General features: G+C 38.0%; 19 protein-coding genes. 6 read left to right on the forward strand and 13 right to left on the reverse strand.

Translation table 11 applies throughout. The features are described from left to right. The first annotated feature begins 234 nt into the window (after positions 1–234). Together I6E70_RS10375 and I6E70_RS10380 are read left to right on the forward strand one after the other, a co-directional pair. Positions 235–1,041 carry a cytochrome C assembly family protein gene (locus tag I6E70_RS10375; protein ID WP_007581398.1) on the forward strand — a complete coding sequence of 269 codons (807 nt, stop codon included), beginning with the start codon at positions 235–237 and terminating at the stop codon, positions 1,039–1,041. 61 nt (positions 1,042–1,102) lie between these two features. Beyond that, the gene (locus I6E70_RS10380; protein ID WP_007581396.1) at positions 1,103–2,371 is read left to right on the forward strand and encodes an HlyC/CorC family transporter; all 1,269 of its coding nucleotides are present in this window, start codon (positions 1,103–1,105) and stop codon (positions 2,369–2,371) included. 48 nt (positions 2,372–2,419) lie between these two features. On the opposite strand, the gene I6E70_RS10385 is transcribed toward I6E70_RS10380, so the two are convergent. Continuing rightward, positions 2,420–3,031 (reverse strand): transglycosylase SLT domain-containing protein, encoded by a 612-nt coding sequence (locus I6E70_RS10385; RefSeq protein ID WP_010554629.1) that lies wholly within the window; start codon positions 3,029–3,031, stop codon positions 2,420–2,422. A gap of 146 nt (positions 3,032–3,177) precedes the next feature. Further along, positions 3,178–4,755 (reverse strand): glutamate--cysteine ligase, encoded by a 1,578-nt coding sequence (gshA, locus tag I6E70_RS10390; protein ID WP_010554628.1) that lies wholly within the window; start codon positions 4,753–4,755, stop codon positions 3,178–3,180. 587 nt (positions 4,756–5,342) lie between these two features. On the opposite strand from gshA, the gene I6E70_RS10395 reads away from it, so the two are divergent. Continuing rightward, entirely contained in the window at positions 5,343–6,890 is a 1,548-nt protein-coding gene (locus tag I6E70_RS10395) for a methyl-accepting chemotaxis protein (protein ID WP_197188649.1), read from the forward strand. Between the two features lie 52 nt (positions 6,891–6,942). On the opposite strand, the gene clpB is transcribed toward I6E70_RS10395, so the two are convergent. The 3 genes from clpB to rluD all read right to left on the reverse strand — a co-directional run bounded on the left by clpB (position 6,943) and on the right by rluD (position 11,324). Then, positions 6,943–9,519 (reverse strand): ATP-dependent chaperone ClpB, encoded by a 2,577-nt coding sequence (gene clpB / locus I6E70_RS10400; protein WP_197188650.1) that lies wholly within the window; start codon positions 9,517–9,519, stop codon positions 6,943–6,945. A gap of 96 nt (positions 9,520–9,615) precedes the next feature. Then, on the reverse strand, positions 9,616–10,347 hold the full coding sequence (gene pgeF, locus I6E70_RS10405; protein ID WP_197101537.1) for a peptidoglycan editing factor PgeF: 732 nt from the start codon (positions 10,345–10,347) through the stop codon (positions 9,616–9,618). Next, the gene (gene rluD, locus I6E70_RS10410) at positions 10,347–11,324 is read right to left on the reverse strand and encodes a 23S rRNA pseudouridine(1911/1915/1917) synthase RluD (RefSeq protein WP_007581384.1); all 978 of its coding nucleotides are present in this window, start codon (positions 11,322–11,324) and stop codon (positions 10,347–10,349) included. The genes pgeF and rluD overlap by 1 nt, the downstream gene beginning before the upstream one ends. A 141-nt stretch (positions 11,325–11,465) precedes the next feature. On the opposite strand from rluD, the gene I6E70_RS10415 reads away from it, so the two are divergent. Continuing rightward, a complete protein-coding gene (locus tag I6E70_RS10415; protein ID WP_007581382.1) occupies positions 11,466–12,230 on the forward strand; it encodes an outer membrane protein assembly factor BamD in 765 nt (254 codons plus the stop codon). A gap of 47 nt (positions 12,231–12,277) precedes the next feature. Here I6E70_RS10415 and glnB read toward each other — a convergent pair whose 3' ends face one another. Beyond that, positions 12,278–12,616, reverse strand: coding sequence for a nitrogen regulatory protein P-II (gene glnB, locus I6E70_RS10420; protein WP_002962211.1), 339 nt, complete (start codon positions 12,614–12,616; stop codon positions 12,278–12,280). A 160-nt stretch (positions 12,617–12,776) separates the two neighbouring features. On the opposite strand from glnB, the gene I6E70_RS10425 reads away from it, so the two are divergent. Together I6E70_RS10425 and I6E70_RS10430 are read left to right on the forward strand one after the other, a co-directional pair. Then, positions 12,777–13,346, forward strand: a complete 570-nt coding sequence (locus I6E70_RS10425) for a GspH/FimT family pseudopilin (RefSeq protein WP_197188651.1) — start codon at positions 12,777–12,779, stop codon at positions 13,344–13,346. Between the two features lie 79 nt (positions 13,347–13,425). Continuing rightward, the gene (locus I6E70_RS10430) at positions 13,426–13,980 is read left to right on the forward strand and encodes a GspH/FimT family pseudopilin (protein ID WP_197188652.1); all 555 of its coding nucleotides are present in this window, start codon (positions 13,426–13,428) and stop codon (positions 13,978–13,980) included. Here I6E70_RS10430 and I6E70_RS10435 read toward each other — a convergent pair. The 7 genes from I6E70_RS10435 to I6E70_RS10465 form a co-directional block, all read right to left on the reverse strand. Continuing rightward, positions 13,962–14,387 carry a type IV pilin protein gene (locus tag I6E70_RS10435; protein ID WP_231620095.1) on the reverse strand — a complete coding sequence of 142 codons (426 nt, stop codon included), beginning with the start codon at positions 14,385–14,387 and terminating at the stop codon, positions 13,962–13,964. The two genes, I6E70_RS10430 and I6E70_RS10435, sit on opposite strands and share 19 nt — an antisense overlap. Positions 14,388–14,397: 10 nt before the next feature. Then, positions 14,398–17,643 (reverse strand): PilC/PilY family type IV pilus protein, encoded by a 3,246-nt coding sequence (locus tag I6E70_RS10440; protein ID WP_197188653.1) that lies wholly within the window; start codon positions 17,641–17,643, stop codon positions 14,398–14,400. A 1-nt stretch (position 17,644) separates the two neighbouring features. Then, positions 17,645–18,175 (reverse strand): pilus assembly PilX family protein, encoded by a 531-nt coding sequence (locus I6E70_RS10445; RefSeq protein WP_197188654.1) that lies wholly within the window; start codon positions 18,173–18,175, stop codon positions 17,645–17,647. After that, on the reverse strand, positions 18,163–19,173 hold the full coding sequence (locus I6E70_RS10450; protein ID WP_197188655.1) for a PilW family protein: 1,011 nt from the start codon (positions 19,171–19,173) through the stop codon (positions 18,163–18,165). Before I6E70_RS10450 ends, I6E70_RS10445 begins: the two co-directional genes overlap by 13 nt. Before the next feature lies 1 nt (position 19,174). After that, the gene (pilV, locus tag I6E70_RS10455; protein WP_165726460.1) at positions 19,175–19,738 is read right to left on the reverse strand and encodes a type IV pilus modification protein PilV; all 564 of its coding nucleotides are present in this window, start codon (positions 19,736–19,738) and stop codon (positions 19,175–19,177) included. Between the two features lie 183 nt (positions 19,739–19,921). Further along, positions 19,922–20,623: a LytR/AlgR family response regulator transcription factor gene (locus tag I6E70_RS10460; RefSeq protein ID WP_197188656.1), complete on the reverse strand. Its 702-nt coding sequence runs from the start codon at positions 20,621–20,623 to the stop codon at positions 19,922–19,924. Then, positions 20,620–21,654 carry a sensor histidine kinase gene (locus I6E70_RS10465; protein ID WP_197188657.1) on the reverse strand — a complete coding sequence of 345 codons (1,035 nt, stop codon included), beginning with the start codon at positions 21,652–21,654 and terminating at the stop codon, positions 20,620–20,622. Before I6E70_RS10465 ends, I6E70_RS10460 begins: the two co-directional genes overlap by 4 nt. Between the last annotated feature and the right edge of the window lie 26 nt (positions 21,655–21,680).

The raw sequence follows: 21,680 nt of genomic DNA on the forward strand, positions 1-21,680 counted from the left end.
GTTTATATCAATCCATTTAAATTTTACGATTAATTTGATTTTTCAATTAACCTAGATTGACTTATTAAGTTTCAATTAAAAGTAGTATACCGTATATGGCGTCTTACAATATAGTGTTCAAGTGCACCTTGATGAGTTTCTTTTTTTAAGGTCTATGCATTTGCTTTGCTATAAAATACAATGGCTATATAACAACAAGGATTATTTTGTCTCAAATTAAGTGGCCCAAGCACAATGCTGATTATTAGTTTAACTATTATTGCCAGTTTATTTTATGTGTTAGCAACGTCTCACGTGCTTTCACGCCTGTTTCATCAACAAGGCCCAAGCCAAAAAGTAACCGTTATTTTAAGCACGGTTGCTATAGTGGCGCACATGCTGCTGTTAGTTAACTCTGTTTTTAGAGCCGACGGTCAAGATTTAAGTATCGTAAACGTCGCTCTTTTGACGTGCTGGGTGATTGTGGTCTCGGTGACGACTGTCTCGCTAAAATTCCCTGCTACTTTATTGTTACCCGTTGTTTATGGTTTTGGTGCCTTACTAACCATTGCCAGTTTATTTATACCTCATCATATTTTATTGCAAAGTATTAATATTGAGGTGGGTTTAGTAACGCACATCTCTTTATCTTTGTTAGCCTACTGTATTTTAATTATCGCTACTTTATATGGTGTACAGTTTTACTTTATTGATAAACGTTTAAAACGTAAAGATTTAGCAATTGTGCATAGCCATCTTCCGCCTTTAATGGTTGTGGAGCGCCAGCTTTACCAACTTCTTAATTTAGGCACTATATTACTCACATTTGCATTACTTTCAGGGTTTGTATTTCTTGATGGAATGTTCGCTAAAGAGTTCATTCATAAAACAATATTGTCGTTAGTTGCGTGGGCTATTTTTGCCGTTGTTGCTATTGGTCATATGAAAAAGGGTTGGCGCGGTAAACCGGTGGTTATTACAATCATGGTCGCTGCATTTGTCCTCACACTCGCTTATTTTGGCAGCCGTTTCATACAAGAAGTGATACTAAATAAGTTTTAACTTGACTCTGCTTGCTCACTCTAGCTTAATACGCATTGATTTATAAGAAAAGGATCCATCGTTGGACGACATATCGACAAGTACCCTATTTATCATTTTAGGTTTTTTGGTGCTTTTTTCTGCTTATTTTTCTGGTTCAGAAACCGGAATTATGTCAATCAATCGTATACGCCTGCGACACCTTGCTAAAGAGGATCATCGTGCAGCTAAACGAGTCAGTAAATTACTTAGCCGTCCAGATAGGCTCATCGGTTTAATCTTAATCGGTAATAACCTTGTTAATATTGCAGCAGCCCAAGTTGCAACCATTATAGGTATTCGCCTTTACGGTGACCTCGGTATTGCAATAGCTACAGGTGTGTTAACTTTAGTCGTGCTTATATTTGCTGAAGTAACCCCTAAAACCCTTGCTGCTCTTTATCCTGAAAAAGTTGCCTTTCCAAGCTCTATTATTTTAAAAGGGCTACTTAAAATAATGTTCCCTTTTGTGGTTGTTATTAACTGGATGACCAACGGAATATTGCGATTATTTGGTATTAGTGCCGCACAAATCGACGAACACAGCATGAGTAAAGAAGAATTAAAAACAGTACTCAATGAGTCAGGCGCACTTATTCCTGCTCGTCATCAAAGTATGCTGACTTCAATTTTAGATTTAGAACAAGTAACCGTTGAAGATATTATGATCCCACGAAACGAAATTGTGGCCATTGATATTAATGACGATTGGAAGCTAATTAGTCGCCAACTTACCCATGCACAACATACTCGTGTGTTGTTGTATCGCGATAATATAGATGATGCAGTAGGTTTCATTCACTCACGTGATGCGCTTCGTCTACTTACAAAAGAGCAATTTGATAAACCATCTTTGCTACGAGCTGTACGTGAGATTTACTTTATCCCTGAAGGAACCTCACTAAATACTCAGCTATTAAAGTTTCAGCAATCTAAAGAACGCATAGGCTTAGTGGTAGATGAGTATGGCGACATCCAAGGCCTAGTGACCCTAGAAGATATTTTAGAAGAAGTTGTTGGCGATTTCACAACTACGCAAACTCGTACGCCGAGCGAAGAAGTAGAAACACAAACTGATGGCTCATGTATTGTGGATGGCGGCGCTAACGTACGCGATTTAAATAAAGAAATGGGTTGGGATTTCCCGCTCGATGGACCTAAAACTTTGAGTGGTTTAATTGTTGAATACTTGGAGAATATTCCTGATGCAAATATTAGTTTGCGTATCGCGGGATATCCTATTGAAGTACTCGAAGTTAAAGAAAATATGATAAAACAAGTGAAGATACTGCCGAATAAGCGTTCTCGCTAAATAAAAAAGGAGCCAATTGGCTCCTTTTTTATATCCATTAATAACTATCTAGCCAAATATAAGACGTTCAAACCAACCTTTATCAAGCTCTTCTTCGCAGTGTTTTAATTGCGCACCATAACGGCTTGCTCTGTGCTTAACTTTGTTCGCAACACCCATTAGCCACTTTTTCTTTTTGTACGTGCCACGCTTATACCCACCCCAACCTTCATGATAATTAAGGTATTGTGCGTAAGCATCCCATTTAGATATTTTATTTACTTTATGCGTTTTATAAACAAACCACGCCATAAAGTCGATTGCATCGTCAAAGTCGTCTCTATCAGCACCGTTGTTGCCTGTTTCACGAATATAATCAGACCATGTTGGTGTTTTAGCTTGCGAGTAACCATAGGCATCACTTGCGCGACCGGTAGGAATTATCCATAAGAAGTACTCCATAGGCGGAGCGGCATCATGCTTAAATGAGCTTTCTTGGTACATCATACTCATGAGTACATGCTTGGGAGAACCCCATTTTTCTTGTGCATCTTTTGCGTCGAAATACCAATCTGGCTTTTCTTCAAAGATTTTACATAAATCGTTAGGTTGCTTTGGAGGTGCTGTAGCACAACCGGCTAAAGTAATGGCGAGAGATAGGATAATTGCATTTTTTTTCATTTTTCTAAGATCTCACAGAACTTTTTTATAAAGTGTGGGTCTGACTCAATGAATGCAGCAGTACAGCATTAATTCATCCCTGAATATATTTACGCAGCCAACTTAGGCTGCGTTTTTTTTTGCTTAAATGTTGCTAAATACCAAGGTTATTTACCGTCAAAATACGCATCTAAAAACGCGGTAAATGACTGGGTATCTGCTTGCTCAATTGCAGCTTGTGCTTCGTTAGACTCTACAACTTGTTGTTCCAGCCAAGGCTTTAAAAACTCGCTGTAGTCAGTATCTGCGTGGCTTTGCTTATATTTACTAGCCAATGCTAGTGCAAAGTGGCCGTTGTCTAAACCAGACTCTTTTAATTGTGACACGTAACGTCCAGAGTAAGTAAGCTCTGGATTATGTATCCACGTTGCCATGCGCTTTATAGTATCTGAGTAATAGTTAACACCATAAGCATTATCCATCCATTTAGCGACATCTGTAAGCTGGGTAAATATTTCATCGCCCCACGACTGAAGGCTACGCTGTGTGTTATTAAAGTTAAGCATTAGCCCTTCTTCTCGACCTTGGTTTACTACTGTGTCGAGATTTTCAGTACTACGTGCTTGTTCTTTCCAATCCATTGGAGCTGAATCTTTTAATAAACAATACGTTAAAAACACATCTAAAAAGTGAATTTGCTCAATATCAATACCAACTTCGCTAAACGGGTTAACGTCTAATGCGCGAATTTCTACGTATTCAATGCCTGCTCGAAGCAATGCATCCGTTGGCGTTTCGCCACTTTTCGCATTGCGCTTAGGACGAATTGGCGAGTAAAATTCGTTTTCAATCTGCAGAATATTTTTATTTAACTGCTTAGGGTTTTCACTCTTGTAGTCATCAAGATCACCATAAATTTCTGATGGTGTGTTGATTGCTTTTTTAAGGCCCGCTACATATTCATCTAACGAGTTATACATTACGCGTAGTGACGACTGAGCGCTATTTGTATAACCTAAATTACCTAAACGCAGTGCTGTACCAACTTCTAAGTAAAGCGTGCCTTTACCTAGTTTTTTAAATGGTAAGTCAGTTTTTCGACCTTGCAAAAATGAGTTACACAATGCTGGCGATGCACCAAACATGTAACTTATTAGCCATAGTTCGCGTTTAAAGTTACGAATAAGCGATAAGTAGCCTTCTGAAATAAAATCTTGAAGGCTTGCATTGCTTTTTTGCAAAGAATGAAGTGACTGCCAAAGCGTATCTGGGAATGAAATATTAAAGTGAACACCTGCAATTGCTTGCATCATACTACCGTAGCGATTTTTTAATCCTTCACGGTATAGTGTTTTCATTTGACCAGTATTTGAACTACCAAACTGAGCTAACACTATATCGTCTTGGTGCTCAATAAAACACGGCATGCTAATGGGCCAAAGTAGTTCATCGCCCATTTTTTCTAGAGTGAACTTTTGAAGGTCTTTTAATTGCTTAAGCGTTTGCGTTGACGATTCACTAACTGGAGTAATAAATTCAAGTAAAGACTCAGAAAAATCAGTTGTAATATGGCCGTTAGTTAACGCACTGCCCACACCTTTTGGGTGACCTTGAGGTGATATTGCACCATTATCTTGTATTCTTAGCGACTCTCGCTCTATGCCACGTTTAATGCCTTTAACTGCATGTTGGTGCTCATTTACTGATAACGCTTCAAGTGCGTTAGCTAAATCATGTGTTGTCAAAAAATCTTTCCTCGGGCCACGTGGCTTAATCATAAGGTTATGGGGGCTAATTACTTAGACTCAAGATTAATACCAATTTTATTGAAAATATGATCATTCTATCGCATTAAATAGCGCACTCACTGCGTTAAAAATTATTCATATAGAACAACTACATGTCATAATTTTCGCCTTGTTATTGTGCTATTTTCTTAGCGCTATAATTGATCACTTATTTAATGCAACTGGTATAAATTGCTAGAACAATATAATTTTTCTAAGTTAATAATTATTTACCCACTCTATACATGCGCTCAATATGACCAACATCATTATATTAAGTCGTAATATTGCCATTGCTCTGGGCATTATACAAATGCTTTAAATGCGTATTTAAGTATAAATTAAATACGCAAAATATAAGCCTAAAATAATAGACCGGAACTTATTTAAAATGAGTTCAACTTAGCTACTCGATATTTAAATTTGATCTAGATCAATAAAAACAATTATTTGCCTTATGAGCATAAAAGGAAAGACGCTATTTTTTGCTTTGTAGTGTGTAACCAATATAATGACAGCAACAATAAAGGATGATAATAAACATAATGCACAATGATAAAAGCTTAAAAAATGAAGAAGTATACTTTGATGAGTCACAAGAGCTTGTTTCTACTACCGACCTCAAGGGTGTAATAACATACGTCAATCAAGAGTTTTGCTCTGTAGCAGGTTATAGCGTACAAGAGCTTATCGGTCAGCATCATAATATTGTTCGTCACCCTGATATGCCAAAAGCGGCCTTTAAAGAAATGTGGGCAACATTAAAACAAGAGCACTCGTGGCGCGGCATGGTTAAAAACCGCTGTAAAGATGGCCGTTATTATTGGGTAGATGCCTTTGTAACCCCTATTTTTGAGCATAGCCGACTTGTTGGTTATCAATCAGTAAGAACTAAAGCAAGCTCTCAACTTAAGCAACGTGCACACGCTCTTTACAACAAAATAAATGCCAATAAGTCATCATTTAAACTACGAGAACACACCACAATAAGACAAGGCATTACTTTTATATGCCTATTACTTTGGCTGATTTTTATTGCTGTTACGGGATCAATCTCTTTAGCTGTAATTAGCCTATTGATGTGCGCCTTAGTTATTGCGCTAAATTATGACGAACTGATTGTTACCCCTAAAATATTACGCGAACAAAAAGCAAAAGCCGATTCAATCTCTCGCTATATCTACAGCGGCCACACACCGCATAGCGTAAGTGATTATAGAGAGCAAATGCTAAGCGCAAAATTGCGTACAGTTCTTGGCCGTATGAAAGACTCTACATTAAGCTTTAATGGCATCGCGACTGATCTAGATAAACAATCTACGCTTACTGAAAAAGGCATTTCTTCGCAAGGTGAGCGTTTAGAACAAATTGCATCAGCGATGACTCAAATGAGCTCTACCATTGGTGAAATATCAGTAAATACCGCTCAAACAGCTGATAAAGTGAATAACACCCATCAAAGTTGCTCTGAAATAAAAGACCATATTGCAGATAATAGTAAAATGGTATCTGATTTAGCTTTTCAAGTAGAAAAGGCTGCAACCACAGCCACCAGCTTAGCCTCTGAAGCAGATAAGATTGGTAAAGTAATGAGTGAAATAGAAGGAATTGCCGATCAAACTAACTTACTTGCCCTTAATGCAGCGATTGAAGCAGCTAGAGCGGGAGAGCATGGTCGAGGCTTTGCTGTAGTAGCCGACGAGGTAAGGACCCTTTCGTCACGTACTCAAAATGCTACAACACAAATCCACAGTTCTATTAAAGAAATACAAGATACTTTATTTAGCTGGTCTAAAGTAATGCAAAGCACTAAAGCACAAGCCGATAATTGTGTGCTGACAACCGATAAAACTCAAGTTGAATTAGAGGGGATTTTTATCCAAATCAGTGAAATATCTCATTTAGCAATACAAATATCATCTGCTGCAGAAGAGCAACAAATGGTTAGTAATGATATTAGTAATAATGTTTCGCAAATTAAAGACTTTGGAGATAACAACTTAAGCTTAAGCTTTAATGTGGCAAAAGGAGCAGCTGAACTTGTTGAAGGTTCACGTAGGGTGAACGATTTATTACTAACTTTTAAAGTTTAACAAACATAAAAAAGCCGCTATTTTAGCGGCTTTTGAGTTTAATTATTTACAATTAACGCTTGGAAAATACAAGACCGTCGTCATTTGCATCAATAACGATCACGCAACCTGGTAAGTAGTCTCCATTAAGTAACTTTTGTGCCAGCGGGTTTTCAATCGTTTGTTGAATAGCACGCTTAAGCGGACGTGCACCGTACACAGGATCAAACCCACTTGCTGCAATTCGCTCAAGAGCAGCATCGCTTATTTCAAGCAGATACCCCATCTCTCTTAAACGCTCACGTAATTTCATTAACTGAATATCAGCTATTTCTTTTATATGCTCGTTTGCTAACGGGTGGAACACGACAGTCTCGTCTATACGGTTAATAAATTCAGGCCTAAACTCATTAATTAATACTTCCATTACTTTAGCTTTAAGGGTCGTGTAATCATTATTACCCGCTTGCTCTTGGATAATATCTGAGCCTAAATTTGAGGTCATGATAATAACGGTATTTTTAAAATCAACGGTTCTACCCTGCCCGTCAGTTAATCGGCCATCATCTAATACTTGCAGTAAAATATTAAACACATCAGGATGTGCCTTTTCTATTTCATCAAGCAATATCACTGAGTAAGGTTTACGGCGCACTGCCTCGGTTAAATAACCGCCCTCTTCGTAACCCACGTAACCTGGAGGAGCCCCTACTAGACGTGCAACTGAATGTTTTTCCATAAACTCAGACATGTCGATACGCACCATGGCATCTTCAGTATCAAACATAAAACCAGCCAGTGCTTTTGTCAGCTCTGTTTTACCCACACCTGTTGGGCCTAAAAATAAGAAAGAACCAATAGGGCGATTAGGGTCTGCAAGCCCGGCACGTGAGCGTCGTATTGCGTTAGAAACAGCAACAACCGCTTCATCTTGCCCTATTACTTTACTGTGTAACTTATCTTCCATTTGCAGTAGCTTTTCACGCTCACCTTGTAGCATTCTTGCAACAGGAATACCTGTCCAGCGAGACAGTATTTCAGCAATTTCATCCTCACCTACTTGGTTTTTAAGCAGGGTCATTTCTTGCATTTCAGCTTGTGAGGCTAAATCAAGTTTTCGTTCAAGTTCTGGAATTCGCCCATATTGCAGCTCTGACATACGCTGTAAATCACTTGCTCTTCGCGCTACATCTAAATCTAATCTTGCTTGTTCAAGCTCGGCTTTAATTACTTGCGTGCCTTGAAGTGATGCTTTTTCAGCATTCCATATCTCGTCTAGCTCACGATATTGCCCATCAAGGTCGGTGATCAACTCTTGCATTTCAGCTCGGCGTTTTTGACTTGCTTCGTCTTTTTCTTTCGCTAGCGCATTATCTTCAAGTTTTAATTGAATAATACGACGTTCGAGTTTATCTAATGACTCTGGTTTTGAATCAATTTGTAATCGAATTGAAGAACCCGCTTCATCTATTAAATCAATCGCTTTATCGGGTAACTGACGGTCACTAATGTAACGATGAGATAACTGCGCCGCAGCAACAATCGCGGGGTCAGTAATTTCTACTGAATGATGTAACTCATATCGCTCTTTTAAGCCACGTAATATTGCAATGGTATCTTCAACAGATGGCTCTTCAATAAGTACCTTTTGGAATCGACGCTCAAGAGCTGCGTCTTTTTCTATATATTTACGGTATTCATCAAGCGTGGTTGCGCCAACACAGTGTAATTCACCGCGTGCTAATGCTGGCTTTAACATATTGCCTGCATCCATGGCACCGTCACTTTTTCCTGCACCTACAATAGTATGTATTTCATCAATAAATAAAATGACTTGGCCTTCTTCTTTAGCCAATTCGTTTAATACTGATTTTAAACGTTCTTCAAATTCGCCACGGTATTTAGCACCCGCAACTAACGCCCCTAAATCAAGTGATAGTACGCGTTTATTTTTTAATCCTTCAGGTACTTCACCATTAATAATACGCTGTGCTAACCCCTCGGCAATTGCTGTTTTACCAACACCTGGTTCACCGATTAATACAGGGTTATTTTTAGTGCGGCGTTGTAGTACCTGAATCGTGCGGCGAATTTCGTCATCGCGACCAATAACAGGGTCAAGCTTACCTTGCTCTGCTCGCTCAGTTAGATCAATCGTGAATTTTTCAAGCGCTTGACGTGTTTCTTCGGCATTTGGGTCATCAACTTTTTGACCGCCGCGAATCGCTTTAATTGCAGTTTCAATTTTAGTCGAGGTAATATTTAACGACCTAAATATATCGCCAAGTGGACCTTTATCATCGCATGCCGCCAGTACAAATAATTCACTTGAAATATATTTGTCTTTGCGTTTTTGCGCGTACTTATCACATAGATTAATAAGTGATGCCATATTGTTTGATAGCTGGACGTCGCCACCTACACCTTCTACTTTAAATAATTTTTCTATTTCTTGTGAAAGCTTGGTGTTGAGTTCGTCAGCGCTGACACCCGTTTGTGCAAATAATGCACGTACACTAGAACCACTTTGCTTTAGCAATGAATACATTAAATGTACGGGTTCAATAAATTGATGATCGCGACCAAGGGCTAGCGATTGCGCATCAGAAAGCGCAGATTGAAATTTACTTGTAAATCTATCTAAACGCATGGTGTTACCTATTAAATAATCTAATTGCTTAATTAATGGGTATGTTTAGGTGTTTGTTCAAGGTGTAGGGGGAAATATAATGATTAAAGATGTGAATTACTTGCGCCAGATCAAACTAGCCATACGTCCAGTTTGTCCATCTCGTCGATAAGAAAAAAACAAGTCACTTTGAGAGACTGTGCAGTAGTCGCCACCCGTAATATTTTTAACGCCTTGCTGGGTAAGTAAAGTACGCGCGATACCATAGATATCAGCAAGATATTTACCATTAGTTTGTAGTGTAAATGCGTGAATAAATAAAGGGGACCTTTTTTGAAATAACTCAAACACTTCAGCCCCAACCTCAAATCGAGTTGGCCCAATTGCAGGCCCTAGCCACGCATTTATATTTTCACACTTTGAACTAAAACATTCCAAAGTATTTTTAATAATTCCCTGCTCAAGCCCTCGCCAGCCGCCATGTATAGCTGCAACTTCCTTTTCATCATCACTCACTAATAAAATAGGTAAGCAATCGGCGGTCATGATAGCCAAAGGCTGATTTAATAACTGAGTATAAAGCGCATCAGCATCGTGTAACTCATCAAAATCAAAATGTTCATCAACAATAACAACATTAGAGCTATGAACTTGATTTAGCCACACGGCAGGTTTAGGTAGGAGATTTGTTAATAATGAGCGATTTTTTGATACATGATTTTGATTATCACCAACATGGAATCCCAAATTAAAACTTTTAAATGGGATTTTTGAAACACCACCTCCACAAGTAGTACTTAACGTTCCTACTTTATGAAGGTTTTGCCATGTCGCTGACAATAAGTGCATTATCTATCGATATCAGGATTAGCTTTAGTATCTTCACGTAATGCGAGTGTCATAGCAACCATATCGTCTGGGATAGGTGCTTGCCATGTCATCATTTCACCCGTGATTGGGTGCGCAATACTCAATTTTACAGCATGTAGTGCTTGGCGTCTAAAGCTACGAAGTAACTCAAATAACTCAGGTGTTGCACCTTTAGGTGGACGCGGACGGCCGCCATAAGATTGATCGCCAATTAGCGGGTGATTTAAATGTGCCATGTGCACGCGAATTTGATGCGTACGACCTGTTTCTAAGCGCAGGCGTAAACGAGTATGAGCACGGAATTTTTCAGCAACACGGTAATGTGTAATTGCCGGTTTACCCAGTTCATGTACTGCCATATGCGTACGTTGAGTCGGATGTCGGCCAATCGCTTTTTCAACCATACCACCTGCAGTCATAGTACCATTACACAATGCTTCATATTCACGCGTGAAGTTTTCACGCTTTTGTAGCGCTGTTACTAAATGCGTTTGTGCTGGAATCGTTTTAGCTACAACCATTAAACCGGTCGTGTCTTTATCTAAACGATGCACAATACCCGCGCGTGGTACGTTAATTATTTCAGGGTAGTAATGTAGTAATGCGTTTAGCACTGTTCCATTAGGATTACCCGCACCAGGGTGAACCACTAGGCCCATTGGTTTATTAATTACCAAAATATCATCGTCTTCATAAACAATGTTTAATTTGATATCTTGTGCTTCGTATTCGCGTGGTGCTTCAATTGTTGTTTCAACACTTACAACTTCACCACCTAGTAGCTTTTCGCGTGGAGTGTTGAAAATTTCACCGTCTACGGTGATTTTATCATCCAATATCCACGTTTTTATACGAGAACGTGAATAATCAGGGAACAATTGTGCTAATACTTGGTCTAGACGTTTACCACCTAATTCGGTTGGAACGTCGGCTTGAAGAGAAATTTGCTCTGACATTAGTAACTTTACCCAATTTACCAGTGCAAGCTTTGCTCGACTGGGTTAGAATCGCTTTTAATAAAAGCATAATATAATACGCATAGTTTACTCGGTTTTACCGACTTGGCCTAGCCGAAGACATCGAAGGTAACAAATAAAATGATAAATAAAATAGGGAAACGTGCATTTGCCATTGTTTTTTCAGTTTCTGTACTTAGTTTAGGTGCTTGTTCGTCTGCTCCAGACCAAGAAGACATTCAACGTGTACCGAATAAGTCTGCACACGCTTTATATGAAGATGCAAAAGAAACACTAGATTCTGGTTTATATGCTCGCGCAATTGAACTTTTGAGTGCAATAGATTCTCGCTACCCGTTTGGCCCATTCTCTAAACAAGTACAAATGGACTTAGTGTATGCACATTACCAATCAGGTAATACTGAACAAGCACTTGCAACCATTGACCGCTTTATTCGCTTAAATCCAAACCATAAAGACCTAGATTACATGTATTACATGCGTGGTTTAGTAAACATTAAAGCAGATAAAAATGCGTTCCAAGAGTACTTTGGTGTAGATAGAGCCGACCGTGATGCAAACCGTACACGTGTTGCATTTACCGATTTATCGACACTAGTAAAACGCTTTCCGAAAAGTGATTACGCGCCTGAAGCTAAGCGTCGTTTAGTATGGCTTTTAAATCGTATGGCACGTTATGAATTAAAAGTAGCCACTTACTATTATGAGCGTGAAGCTTATTTAGCTGCTGCTAATAGAGGTAAGTTTGTTGTTGAACACTACTCACAAAGCAGTTACTTGGATCCCGCGCTTGAAATGATGGAAAAAAGTTACGACCAATTAGGTTTAACTGAGCTTAGTGAGCACGCAAAGCAAACACGAAGACTAAATAAAAGAACTAAATAAACAAAAAGGCGCTTAGTAAGCGCCTTTTTACTGCGTAGAAGAAAATCTTAAATAGCTTCTTCATCTTCCTCAGCAGTACGAATACGTATTACACGCTCAACATCAGTGACAAATATTTTACCGTCACCGATTTTTCCTGTTTGTGCCGTTTTTACAATAACTTCAATTGCACGGTCTACATCTTCATCAGTCAATACAATATCAAGTTTTACTTTAGGTAAAAAATCAACCATATACTCTGCGCCACGATATAACTCAGTGTGACCTTTTTGACGTCCAAAGCCTTTAACTTCGCTTACCGTCATACCTGTTATACCTACATCCGACAACGCTTCACGCACATCGTCTAACTTAAAAGGTTTGATAATTGCTTCTATTTTTTTCATATTAATTACTTTTGAAAGCTCCAGTTGCCTCGATTTTAGACAATCATGATGTTCATAGCAAACAAAGCGATTGAATTACGGTGATAAAACAACCGATCATGGTATAATTTATTGTATAAAAATAGCTATACTTAAATGACTAGCAGTAAATGAGATTAATATGAAAAACAAACAAAACGGATTCACTCTTTTAGAACTCATGGTAACCGTTGCTATCGTTGGGATCATTGCATCAATTGCGATTTGGAATAGCAGCGATATGCTAGAAGAAAATAGAGCTGAGAACTTTTTGTTGGAATTAAAAAGAAACATTGCATATGCCCGCTCACAAGCAGCAAGCACCGATGAAATAGTCATTGTGTGTCCTGTTCCCAGTGCAAAAAATCTTGGCACTTCCAATCTCACATGTAAAAGTGGGTGGGGCTCAACTAATACTGTGATCTTATTTATAGATGCTAATAATAATGATAACTATGATAGTGCAAATGATAGCCTACTACGCGTAATGTCGGATGTGTCTTCTAATGACAAAATAAAATTCACGGGTGATAGCTATCTTCGTTTTGATACTAGCGGACGAATTACAACAAATCTTATCGACCCAGAAGTTGATGAGTTGACCGGTTTTATTTATTGTCCTAATAGTGATAACAAAAGCAATAAAGCACTTAACGTATCTGTCTCTGGTACAGCTTTTTATCTTGGTGATACTGACGAAACGTGCGACTAAAAAACATACAAACTTATCTTGTCATATTTGTATCATTTACTAGACTGAGTTAATCATTTATTAACTCAGGTCTTCAAGGATGAGATTATCAATATCAAAAAACAAGGGAGTGACACTTCTTGAATTAATGGTTTCAATTGCTGTTGTCAGTGTAATCAGTCAATTATCGATGTGGTTTTATCCAGACTTCTTGGCTAAAAACCGATTAGATAACCATGTGAATCTGCTACACCGAAATATAAATTATGGCCGCCTTTACGCAATTGAAAATGGTACTTACGTCACGCTTTGCGCACTAAAAGGCAGTCAATGTACAAAGGACGAGTGGGATGGTCAAATGTCACTATTTATCGATAAAGATAAATCAACGACTCTAGATGATGATGAGTTACTCTTAAGCACTTTCGAGGATGTTCATGATGCTGATACTTTAGAGTATCCGCGCAACGCCATTACATTTCGTCCAGATGGTTCTTTAAATGGTTTTCAAAATGGGACTTTTATATATTGCCCCAATAGCAATAAAGCCAATCTCGAAGGATTGGCTTTATCTGTAAGTCAAACGGGTAGAATTCGCATCAAATCAACTGATAAATGCCAAAAAAGTAATTTTAATTATCTTCCCCAGCAGTAATCAATATCTGCTCCCTTGTTTGTTTTCCCCCCTAGTGCGCCTTTAGTACCTATATCAGTTATAGATAATGCAGTGCAATCACCATCTCCTTTTACCGGCCCTGCCACAGGTTTTGCAATGATTGTAAAAGCATTCTTATTCGTCACTTTAATCGTTAATTCAAAATGTTTATTCTCGGTTTTGTCTTGCAACCCTAAATCAGTAAATTTCTCTGTATATTCCCTATTATCAACAAAATACTGCTCTTCCTTGTTTGCTGCATCTAATAATGCTGCAACTGCCTCTGCACGTGAGGCACGTTTTACATATTCTGTATAATTAGGCAGCGCAATTGCTGCAAGTATGCCGACGATAGCAACGGCTATCATCAGCTCAATTAAGGTAAAACCACGTTGTTTTTTTATCATTTAAGCCTCCTTAATCGTCTTCATTCTGTATATTTTCATCATTCTCTTCACGCTTATATATATAAGTTTGCTGAGTTTTAAAACCAAACCCTAATGCTTTGTCATTAACAAGTTGTATTTTACCGTTAATAGCTTTTAATCCTGGCCCTGTTATTTCAAGTGGTTGCAGAGGGTTTTCTGCATTTTCACCTTTAATGCCTGGGCCAATTAAATAAAACTGACTTTTTACTTCCTCATCAGGATCATCATCGCATTTTCCGTTATCATCACTATCTGCACATGAAGAACCAAAATAAAGTTGGGGCGTATCTGGCACCTCTGTACTTGTAGCAAATTTCAGATCGTCATAAACTTTAGTACCATAGTGCAAATGAAATGCGTAAAGAGAGCCCCCTCCTCCACTTAATGAACATTGATTTTTAATTGATGAATCCAACGTCGGAGTAAAAGATGTAAAATAAGCAACACCACCAACAACGGTTGCCGCAGCTAACGACTTTTCACCAGTAGCGAGTTTATAACGCCACCCAACAAAATCATTCGCAAGTTCATCTTCTAATTTTACAAACTCAGTTACACTATTTAAAGCGCTGCCAAATTCATCATCATTCATCTCCATTAACATACTATGCGTTATAGCTTTAGGCGCAGATTCGAATAATTTAGTAACTGTATTTTCATCTCTAATCATAAATAATTCATCAGCAGTGCGTTCTCCATTAGGATTTGAACGATTACCACTACCAATCACAATTGCATCATAAGGTGTATCTAATCGAGTGACTACACCATCTTTAATAGTTACTTTACTAAACATAGTTCTCGCCACTACGGGCTTGTAAAAAAAACGTCTATCTGCATCATTACCAAGATCTGCTAACTGAAAATGACTAAATTTTCCTTCATCTGATATATCTATACGCCAGATACCTCCACCAGTATCTGCCGCATATATCCGGTCTGTATAGCCATCATAATTAGAATCCAATAACGTTACATCAGCAGCAACACTATATTTTCCTTTAAATTCGGCATCCTTAGATGCATCTCCCTTAGGTGCTAAAATCCAAACTTTTTCACCTGTTTTTGCATTAACGATATAAATGCCGCGGCCAACTTCGTCCTCAGTTTTTACATTAGCGTTATCGGCGTCATTCGAATCTTTATTGGTATCATAACCAGCCCCAAATATTAAAAGGGGAGTATTTCCTTTTGATTTTATATAAGCAACTTGGGGCTTAGACCACGTTTGGCCAAGGTTTTTAAATTTCCCTTCACCGCCTTTAATAGTCCACATTAAACTTGGAGAGTCTGGCTTTGTAATATCCAAACCATAATAATTACGACCACCTCTGCGCATACCTACAGCAGCCCAGACTTGGTCACCTTTAGTTGCGTTAATAGTTCCATCATTTAAACCTTCACCATTAAGGCTCTTATTGTTGAAATAAACACTAATAGGTCCATCTATGCCGTATTCTTTAGTACTATGTTCATCACGAAGAGGTTCAATAATTTTGTATAGTTCAGATGGAATAAACGCCCAGCTTTCACTAACTTTATTGTTAGTGTCATCATCTTTAAACATATGTAAAAAGCCAGCATTAGTACCAATTAGAATACGAATATCATCATTACCATAGTCTATCGCAACTGGTTTTGAGTGCAGTGGGTCACCAAATATATCATCGCGTAAAGCGTCAGATTCGCTATTTTGTTTATTATCATACCCGCGAGCCCAGTTAATAATATTTTTTAAGTCAGATTTATCAACATCAAAAGCAACCGCTGCTTTTTGCTTATTGCCATAGGCATTTTTAATCTTATTAAAATTAAAGTCTAATAATGTATTAGTATTTGCATTTGTAAGTATTTTACGAGCTTTGTCACTACTTATTAATGCAGCATTGACTCCACCCTCTTTTACAGAGCTACCATCGGAAGTTCCATCAGGACTCCAAAATGTATGCGCACTCGTCTTTATAAGGCCATCACTATCAAACGCTTCTATATCTTTGGAATCAATAACTTTGTTACCTGATAATTTCAGTTTTTTTAGATTACCACGCCATCTAGTATGCTTTTCAGGATAAAACATACCTAAGTATATGGCGTCTCGACTACGCGTTTGATCTACATTATTACTTGCAACAGAAGGGGCTGTAAAAGTACTATTTTCCTGTCTAATCTCCGCTACGGCATTATTTAAAGCTTCAGAAAGCTTTTCTGGTGTAGTTGCAGGTAAATTTTTACCGCCGCCTAATGTTGAGGCTTGTTTTAATAAGTTTTGACCATCTGCAGTCATACCAGAGCCAAAGCCAATCGTATATAGACGCCCTGTTTCATTAATATCAGGGGTAGATGGATACAAATCAACAATAGTGTCGCCTGTTCCATGAATTATTTTAGCTAATAGATGCAAACGGTTACTGTATACATAATCATCGATAGTTAAATAACGACCAAAATACTTATTATGCTCAACGCTAATGTCATAATCGCTCCCATTATCACTGCTAGGAGACGGATCACCATCAGTCATATAGATAATATTGACGGAATTATCACAACGCTTAGCTTCAGCTGCGCTATCAGCAAAAGGTGATATATAAGAATAGCTAGAAACAACATCTTCTAAAACAGATGTGCATTCCTTTTTAGTCCCCCAAACCCATCTTCCGTACCATCTATATTGATAAGGAACATCTTCGCATCTTTGAACTTGTTCTTGAGTAATAATTGCAGATTCTATACCTGTGTCTCTTTTGTTTCTACTCACATCAAAAGCATAGTCCAACTCTTTTCCTGTAATATATAAATAAGCCTCCCACAATGTTTCAGCTAATGGAGTCCCCCCACTTGCAGGAAGATCATTAATAGATGCTTTTATGGAATCGGGCGAACTACCGATGCCATTTAAAACATAACCTCCTTCGGTACCATTAAAGCGCATTAAGCCAAAATCGATTGAACCTGCATTGTCTGTTACCAGTTTATCCATAGCCCCTTGAGCTGCTTCAAGTCTACTATCAGGACAAAGAATATATGGGCCATTACGATACTCTTGCCCACAGTCGTCCCCTGTACTTGAAGAAAAAGCCATGCTCCCGGAGGTATCAAAAATTAATAGTACTCGCGGTTTTTCATCTGAGTTAGCATCTTTATTTACGTAAAGCTCGATATCCTCAGCGTATGCATGCATATTAATTGCTGATGTAAATAATAAAACTAGTGCTATATAAAGTTTAAACTTCATCTTAAATCCCCTTACCCGTACTGGCCATCTCTTGAGCTATACCTGTTACAATAGTTAATTGGTGCTTGCTTTTAGAGCCATATTCTATCGTAGTGGATACTTGAACCATGTTGCATGAAACACCCGCTGTAAAACTATAACTACGAGGGCAATTAAGTTCTAGCGAACCATTATTTAAGTTCGTCATTATGCTTTTCATTTCGTGTCCAGACTCTGTAATGTCCTTCTCTGGTATAGTGACTTTATTACCATCACCATCAAGCTTACCCGAATCTGTAGCGATCTCATCTGGAGTAAGAAAAAAGTCACTATCACCACCTTTTTTAGCTTCTGACGCAATAACTCTTAGCACCTCGCCAATCAATTGATTTTCTGCAACTTCTCGCTCTTGCGCTGCATTGGTAATCTTAATATCAATCGTACTACTACTCATAAGGGTAACTGCAATGCCGGTAACAGCTATCACCATAATTAATGCTGTGATAAGCACAACACCTTGTTGTTTAGTTGGTAAAGACTTTAAATTTTCCATAAATTTCCTCCAACATTACTTAAACGAATAGTTGTTGTAAAAACTGTTCTTCTATAGTTATCATCAAAATTTAATTCTCGCTTTCCAGCTCCCTCACCTAAAATATATTTTTGGTTTTTAAGTTTAATCCCTGGGTCTGGTTGAAGTGCACGGATTAATAAAAAAACTTGCACCGTTAAGATACCTTTGCGGTTTTCCCATTCAGCGGCAGTAATTGTGTTGGGGCTTTTGTAAGTATCAACTCGACTGTCGCTATTAGTGTCTAATCCAAACAAAAAACGCATATTTTCGACCCCTTCCATTATCGTTTCAGAGGTCATTTTTCCATTTACTAATCGTTTTCGTCTTAATACGGGAACTTTTATTTCTTGATTATTTACTACATATTCTTCTTCTTTAATATAATAAACATGATGGCTATATGGCCAAATAGTTGCATTGATATTTGTCGGGGTATATTTGCCAGTTACAAAGCGTGCTTGTTCTTGTTCTGCGATAAAATAATTTATTTTATCGCTAGTAGTATTAGTACCAGCAACAGCATCATATTGAGGGTCACCTTGTAAAAACTTTAGTTGAAGAATATCGGTCTCTTTATCATCAACAGGAATAATGCCATCGTTTATGCAATTCAGGTTATCTTTGCTCTTAGTAGTTTTTGCATAAATAGTGCGAAAATTACTACTACTGGTTAGATCTGGAAAGCTGCCATTATTAGCTCCCTCTGAGCAATCACCTGCTACCCCCGTCGCGGTAACCGTTGTGTTTGCTGCAGTAAATGAATCATCGTAATAAGTTCCCCAAAAGCCCACTTGCTCTATATCGCGCTGCATAATATTAATGGCTAAGCGGCCAGACTCTTGGAGTTCACCTATGCTCATCGTGTCTTTTGTGGTGACTTTCATACTAATAAAAGTGAACATGACACCACCTAAAATCAAACCACCAATAAATAGCGAAATCATAACCTCTACAAGAGTAAATCCTTTTTGCTTCATGCTAACTCCTCACATATATATAACTGGTTAAAACCACTAAACGGCGTTTATTGTTAGGTTCATCACCACAAGTTACTTTTCCTGTAACTGTATTTGCTTTAAACTCTTGTCGCCCTTGCCATGATATAATTACTTCAATGTTAAACCCTTTGCCTCCAGTATCTGCCACTGAGGTTGGATTTATACATATTGTCGCATCATCTAAAGTACCCGTATTTTCACTAGCTCGAATAGCACGTTTCCATTGTGTTATATCTAATTTTGCTATATCAGAAGAGCTACATATTGCACCAAAGCAACTTGAGTAAGTATTACTATTCGCTGAGCTTTGTATAACGCCTCCGTAATCTTTTATCATATCAATAGTGTCATTAGCACGAATACGTTGAATAATGTCATTTCCCAGAGCAACTGCAGCAGCGCGCTGCATAGAATCAAAGCTTGCTTGCTTTGCTTTTGCTTGCAAGGCAACTGCGCCTAAAAGGCCAAAACTAAGAATAATAAATGCAATTAACACTTCAATTAGAGTGAAGCCTCTTTGCACTTTTGTTTGAGATGACTGCATAGTAGAACCAAATAAAAATTATCTGATTATAAGTTTATGCTATTTATTTGAGGAATCAATGAGGACTAAGACAAGCGGTTATATTTGTTGATAAACGGTTAATTAAATCGGCTCATTCAACAAAACAGTAGTAATTAAGCGTAAATGTATTTAAGTCAGAGGCAACTTAATTGCGAAATAAGTCTAAAGCGTATTTTTAACTAATTTAAGCTCGCGGCGGCTCACTGGCAATAACTCACTGCACCCTTGTAGCTCAATCATATGATTGCCATTCCCTTTTGAATGCAAGGCTATTACTTTTTGTTTATTCACTAAAGTATTGCGGTGAATTCGTAAAACATATGCGGGATATTGCAGCTCTAATTGCTTTAGGCTTTGCTCCAGTAAAGCTTCTCCACCCGAGAATATCATTTTGGTATACTTTTCTTCGGCACTAAAATACAAAACATCATTTATATCAACACTACGTAGAGTACCCGCTAACTGATAAGATACTTTTACATTTTGTTGTTTTTGAATATGTACTTTATTTAAACGGCCTACTTGCTTAAGTACCTTCTGCAGTGATTGCTCTGAAATAGGTTTAACTAAATAACCTGCAGCGCTTAATTGTAAAGCATCGAAGGCATGTTCAGGGTGGGCAGTTATAAAAACAATAGCAGGCGGTAGAGCTAGACTATTGAGCTCATTAGCAACTTGTAAACCATTCATACCAGGCATATCAACATCTAAAAAAATCAGATCTGGCGTTTGCTTTTTAGCAAGTACTAGAGCTTCCTTACCATTACTTGCCTCACCTTGCACAACTATACTTTTATCGTGTGTTAACAAACGGATTAAGCGAGATCTCGCAAGAGGTTCATCATCAACAATGAGCACATTCATACACGGCCCTCAATTAGCTTAGGGATAACGACCTTGACCCTAAACACATCATTTTTATTAGTAATTGTTAGCTGCGCTTTATTTTTATAATAAATATTTAATCGCTGGCGAATATTTTCAAGCGCCATTCCGTTATTAGGCCTAGTTTGAGCATTAGAAATTGTTATAGGGTTAGAAACAATCATGGTTATATAGCCGGTAGTGATATGTAGCTCTACTTTTATTTCTGCACCATGCTCACTTGTTTCAACGCCGTGGCATACCGCATTTTCAATTAATGGCTGCAGGGTTAAGCAAGGAATGCTCAATGCGGGTAGTTCATTAGGTATTTGCCAATCAACTCTTAAGCGATTACCAAAACGCCACGTTTCAAGTGCTATATATTGCTTACTCAACGTTATTTCATCTTCAAGAGATACACTCTTCCCCGAGTGCATTGCAGCCTGCGATAAGGCGGCTAATGCTAAAATAGCCTGTTCTGCCGCATCGGCATCATGATGAGTAAGCTCTGCAGCAGTGTTTAAACTATTATATAAAAAATGAGGACGTATTCTAGCTTGTAGGGCATCAAGCTCTGCACGAGAAAGTGCTTTAGTTTGCTGCTCTTTTTCAAAATGAATTAATAAAAACTGGACGAATAAAGCAGCCAGTAAAGCCACTATAATACAATTGCGAAATGTGAAATAAATTAGGTTATTTGTATCATCTATATCAAAAGCAAAATGAGAAAATAAAATACTAAAAATACAGGTAGATAATAAAAAAAAGGCAAAAAATAGACTTAATTGAAAAGTTTGAGTACGTTTTTGTAAGAAAAATCTACAGAAGTATAAAGAAGAGGTACCGACTAAAACAATTAAATGCATAAACAAACTAATGATCCCAAGTCGAAGCCAAATATCTCCTTCTACATTAGGTGCAAAAGCTAAAACAATAGCAATAACTTGAGAAACAATAAGCGTGGCTAATACGCCTCGCTCATTAAAAAGAGCCGAAAAAAGCAAACCATCATTTTGAAGTGACTTGCTCATAACGACTCTCCTTTAATCTAAATGTT

Origin of the sequence: Pseudoalteromonas sp. NGC95 (assembly GCF_015864705.1) — a bacterium.
GTDB lineage: Bacteria > Pseudomonadota > Gammaproteobacteria > Enterobacterales > Alteromonadaceae > Pseudoalteromonas > Pseudoalteromonas arctica.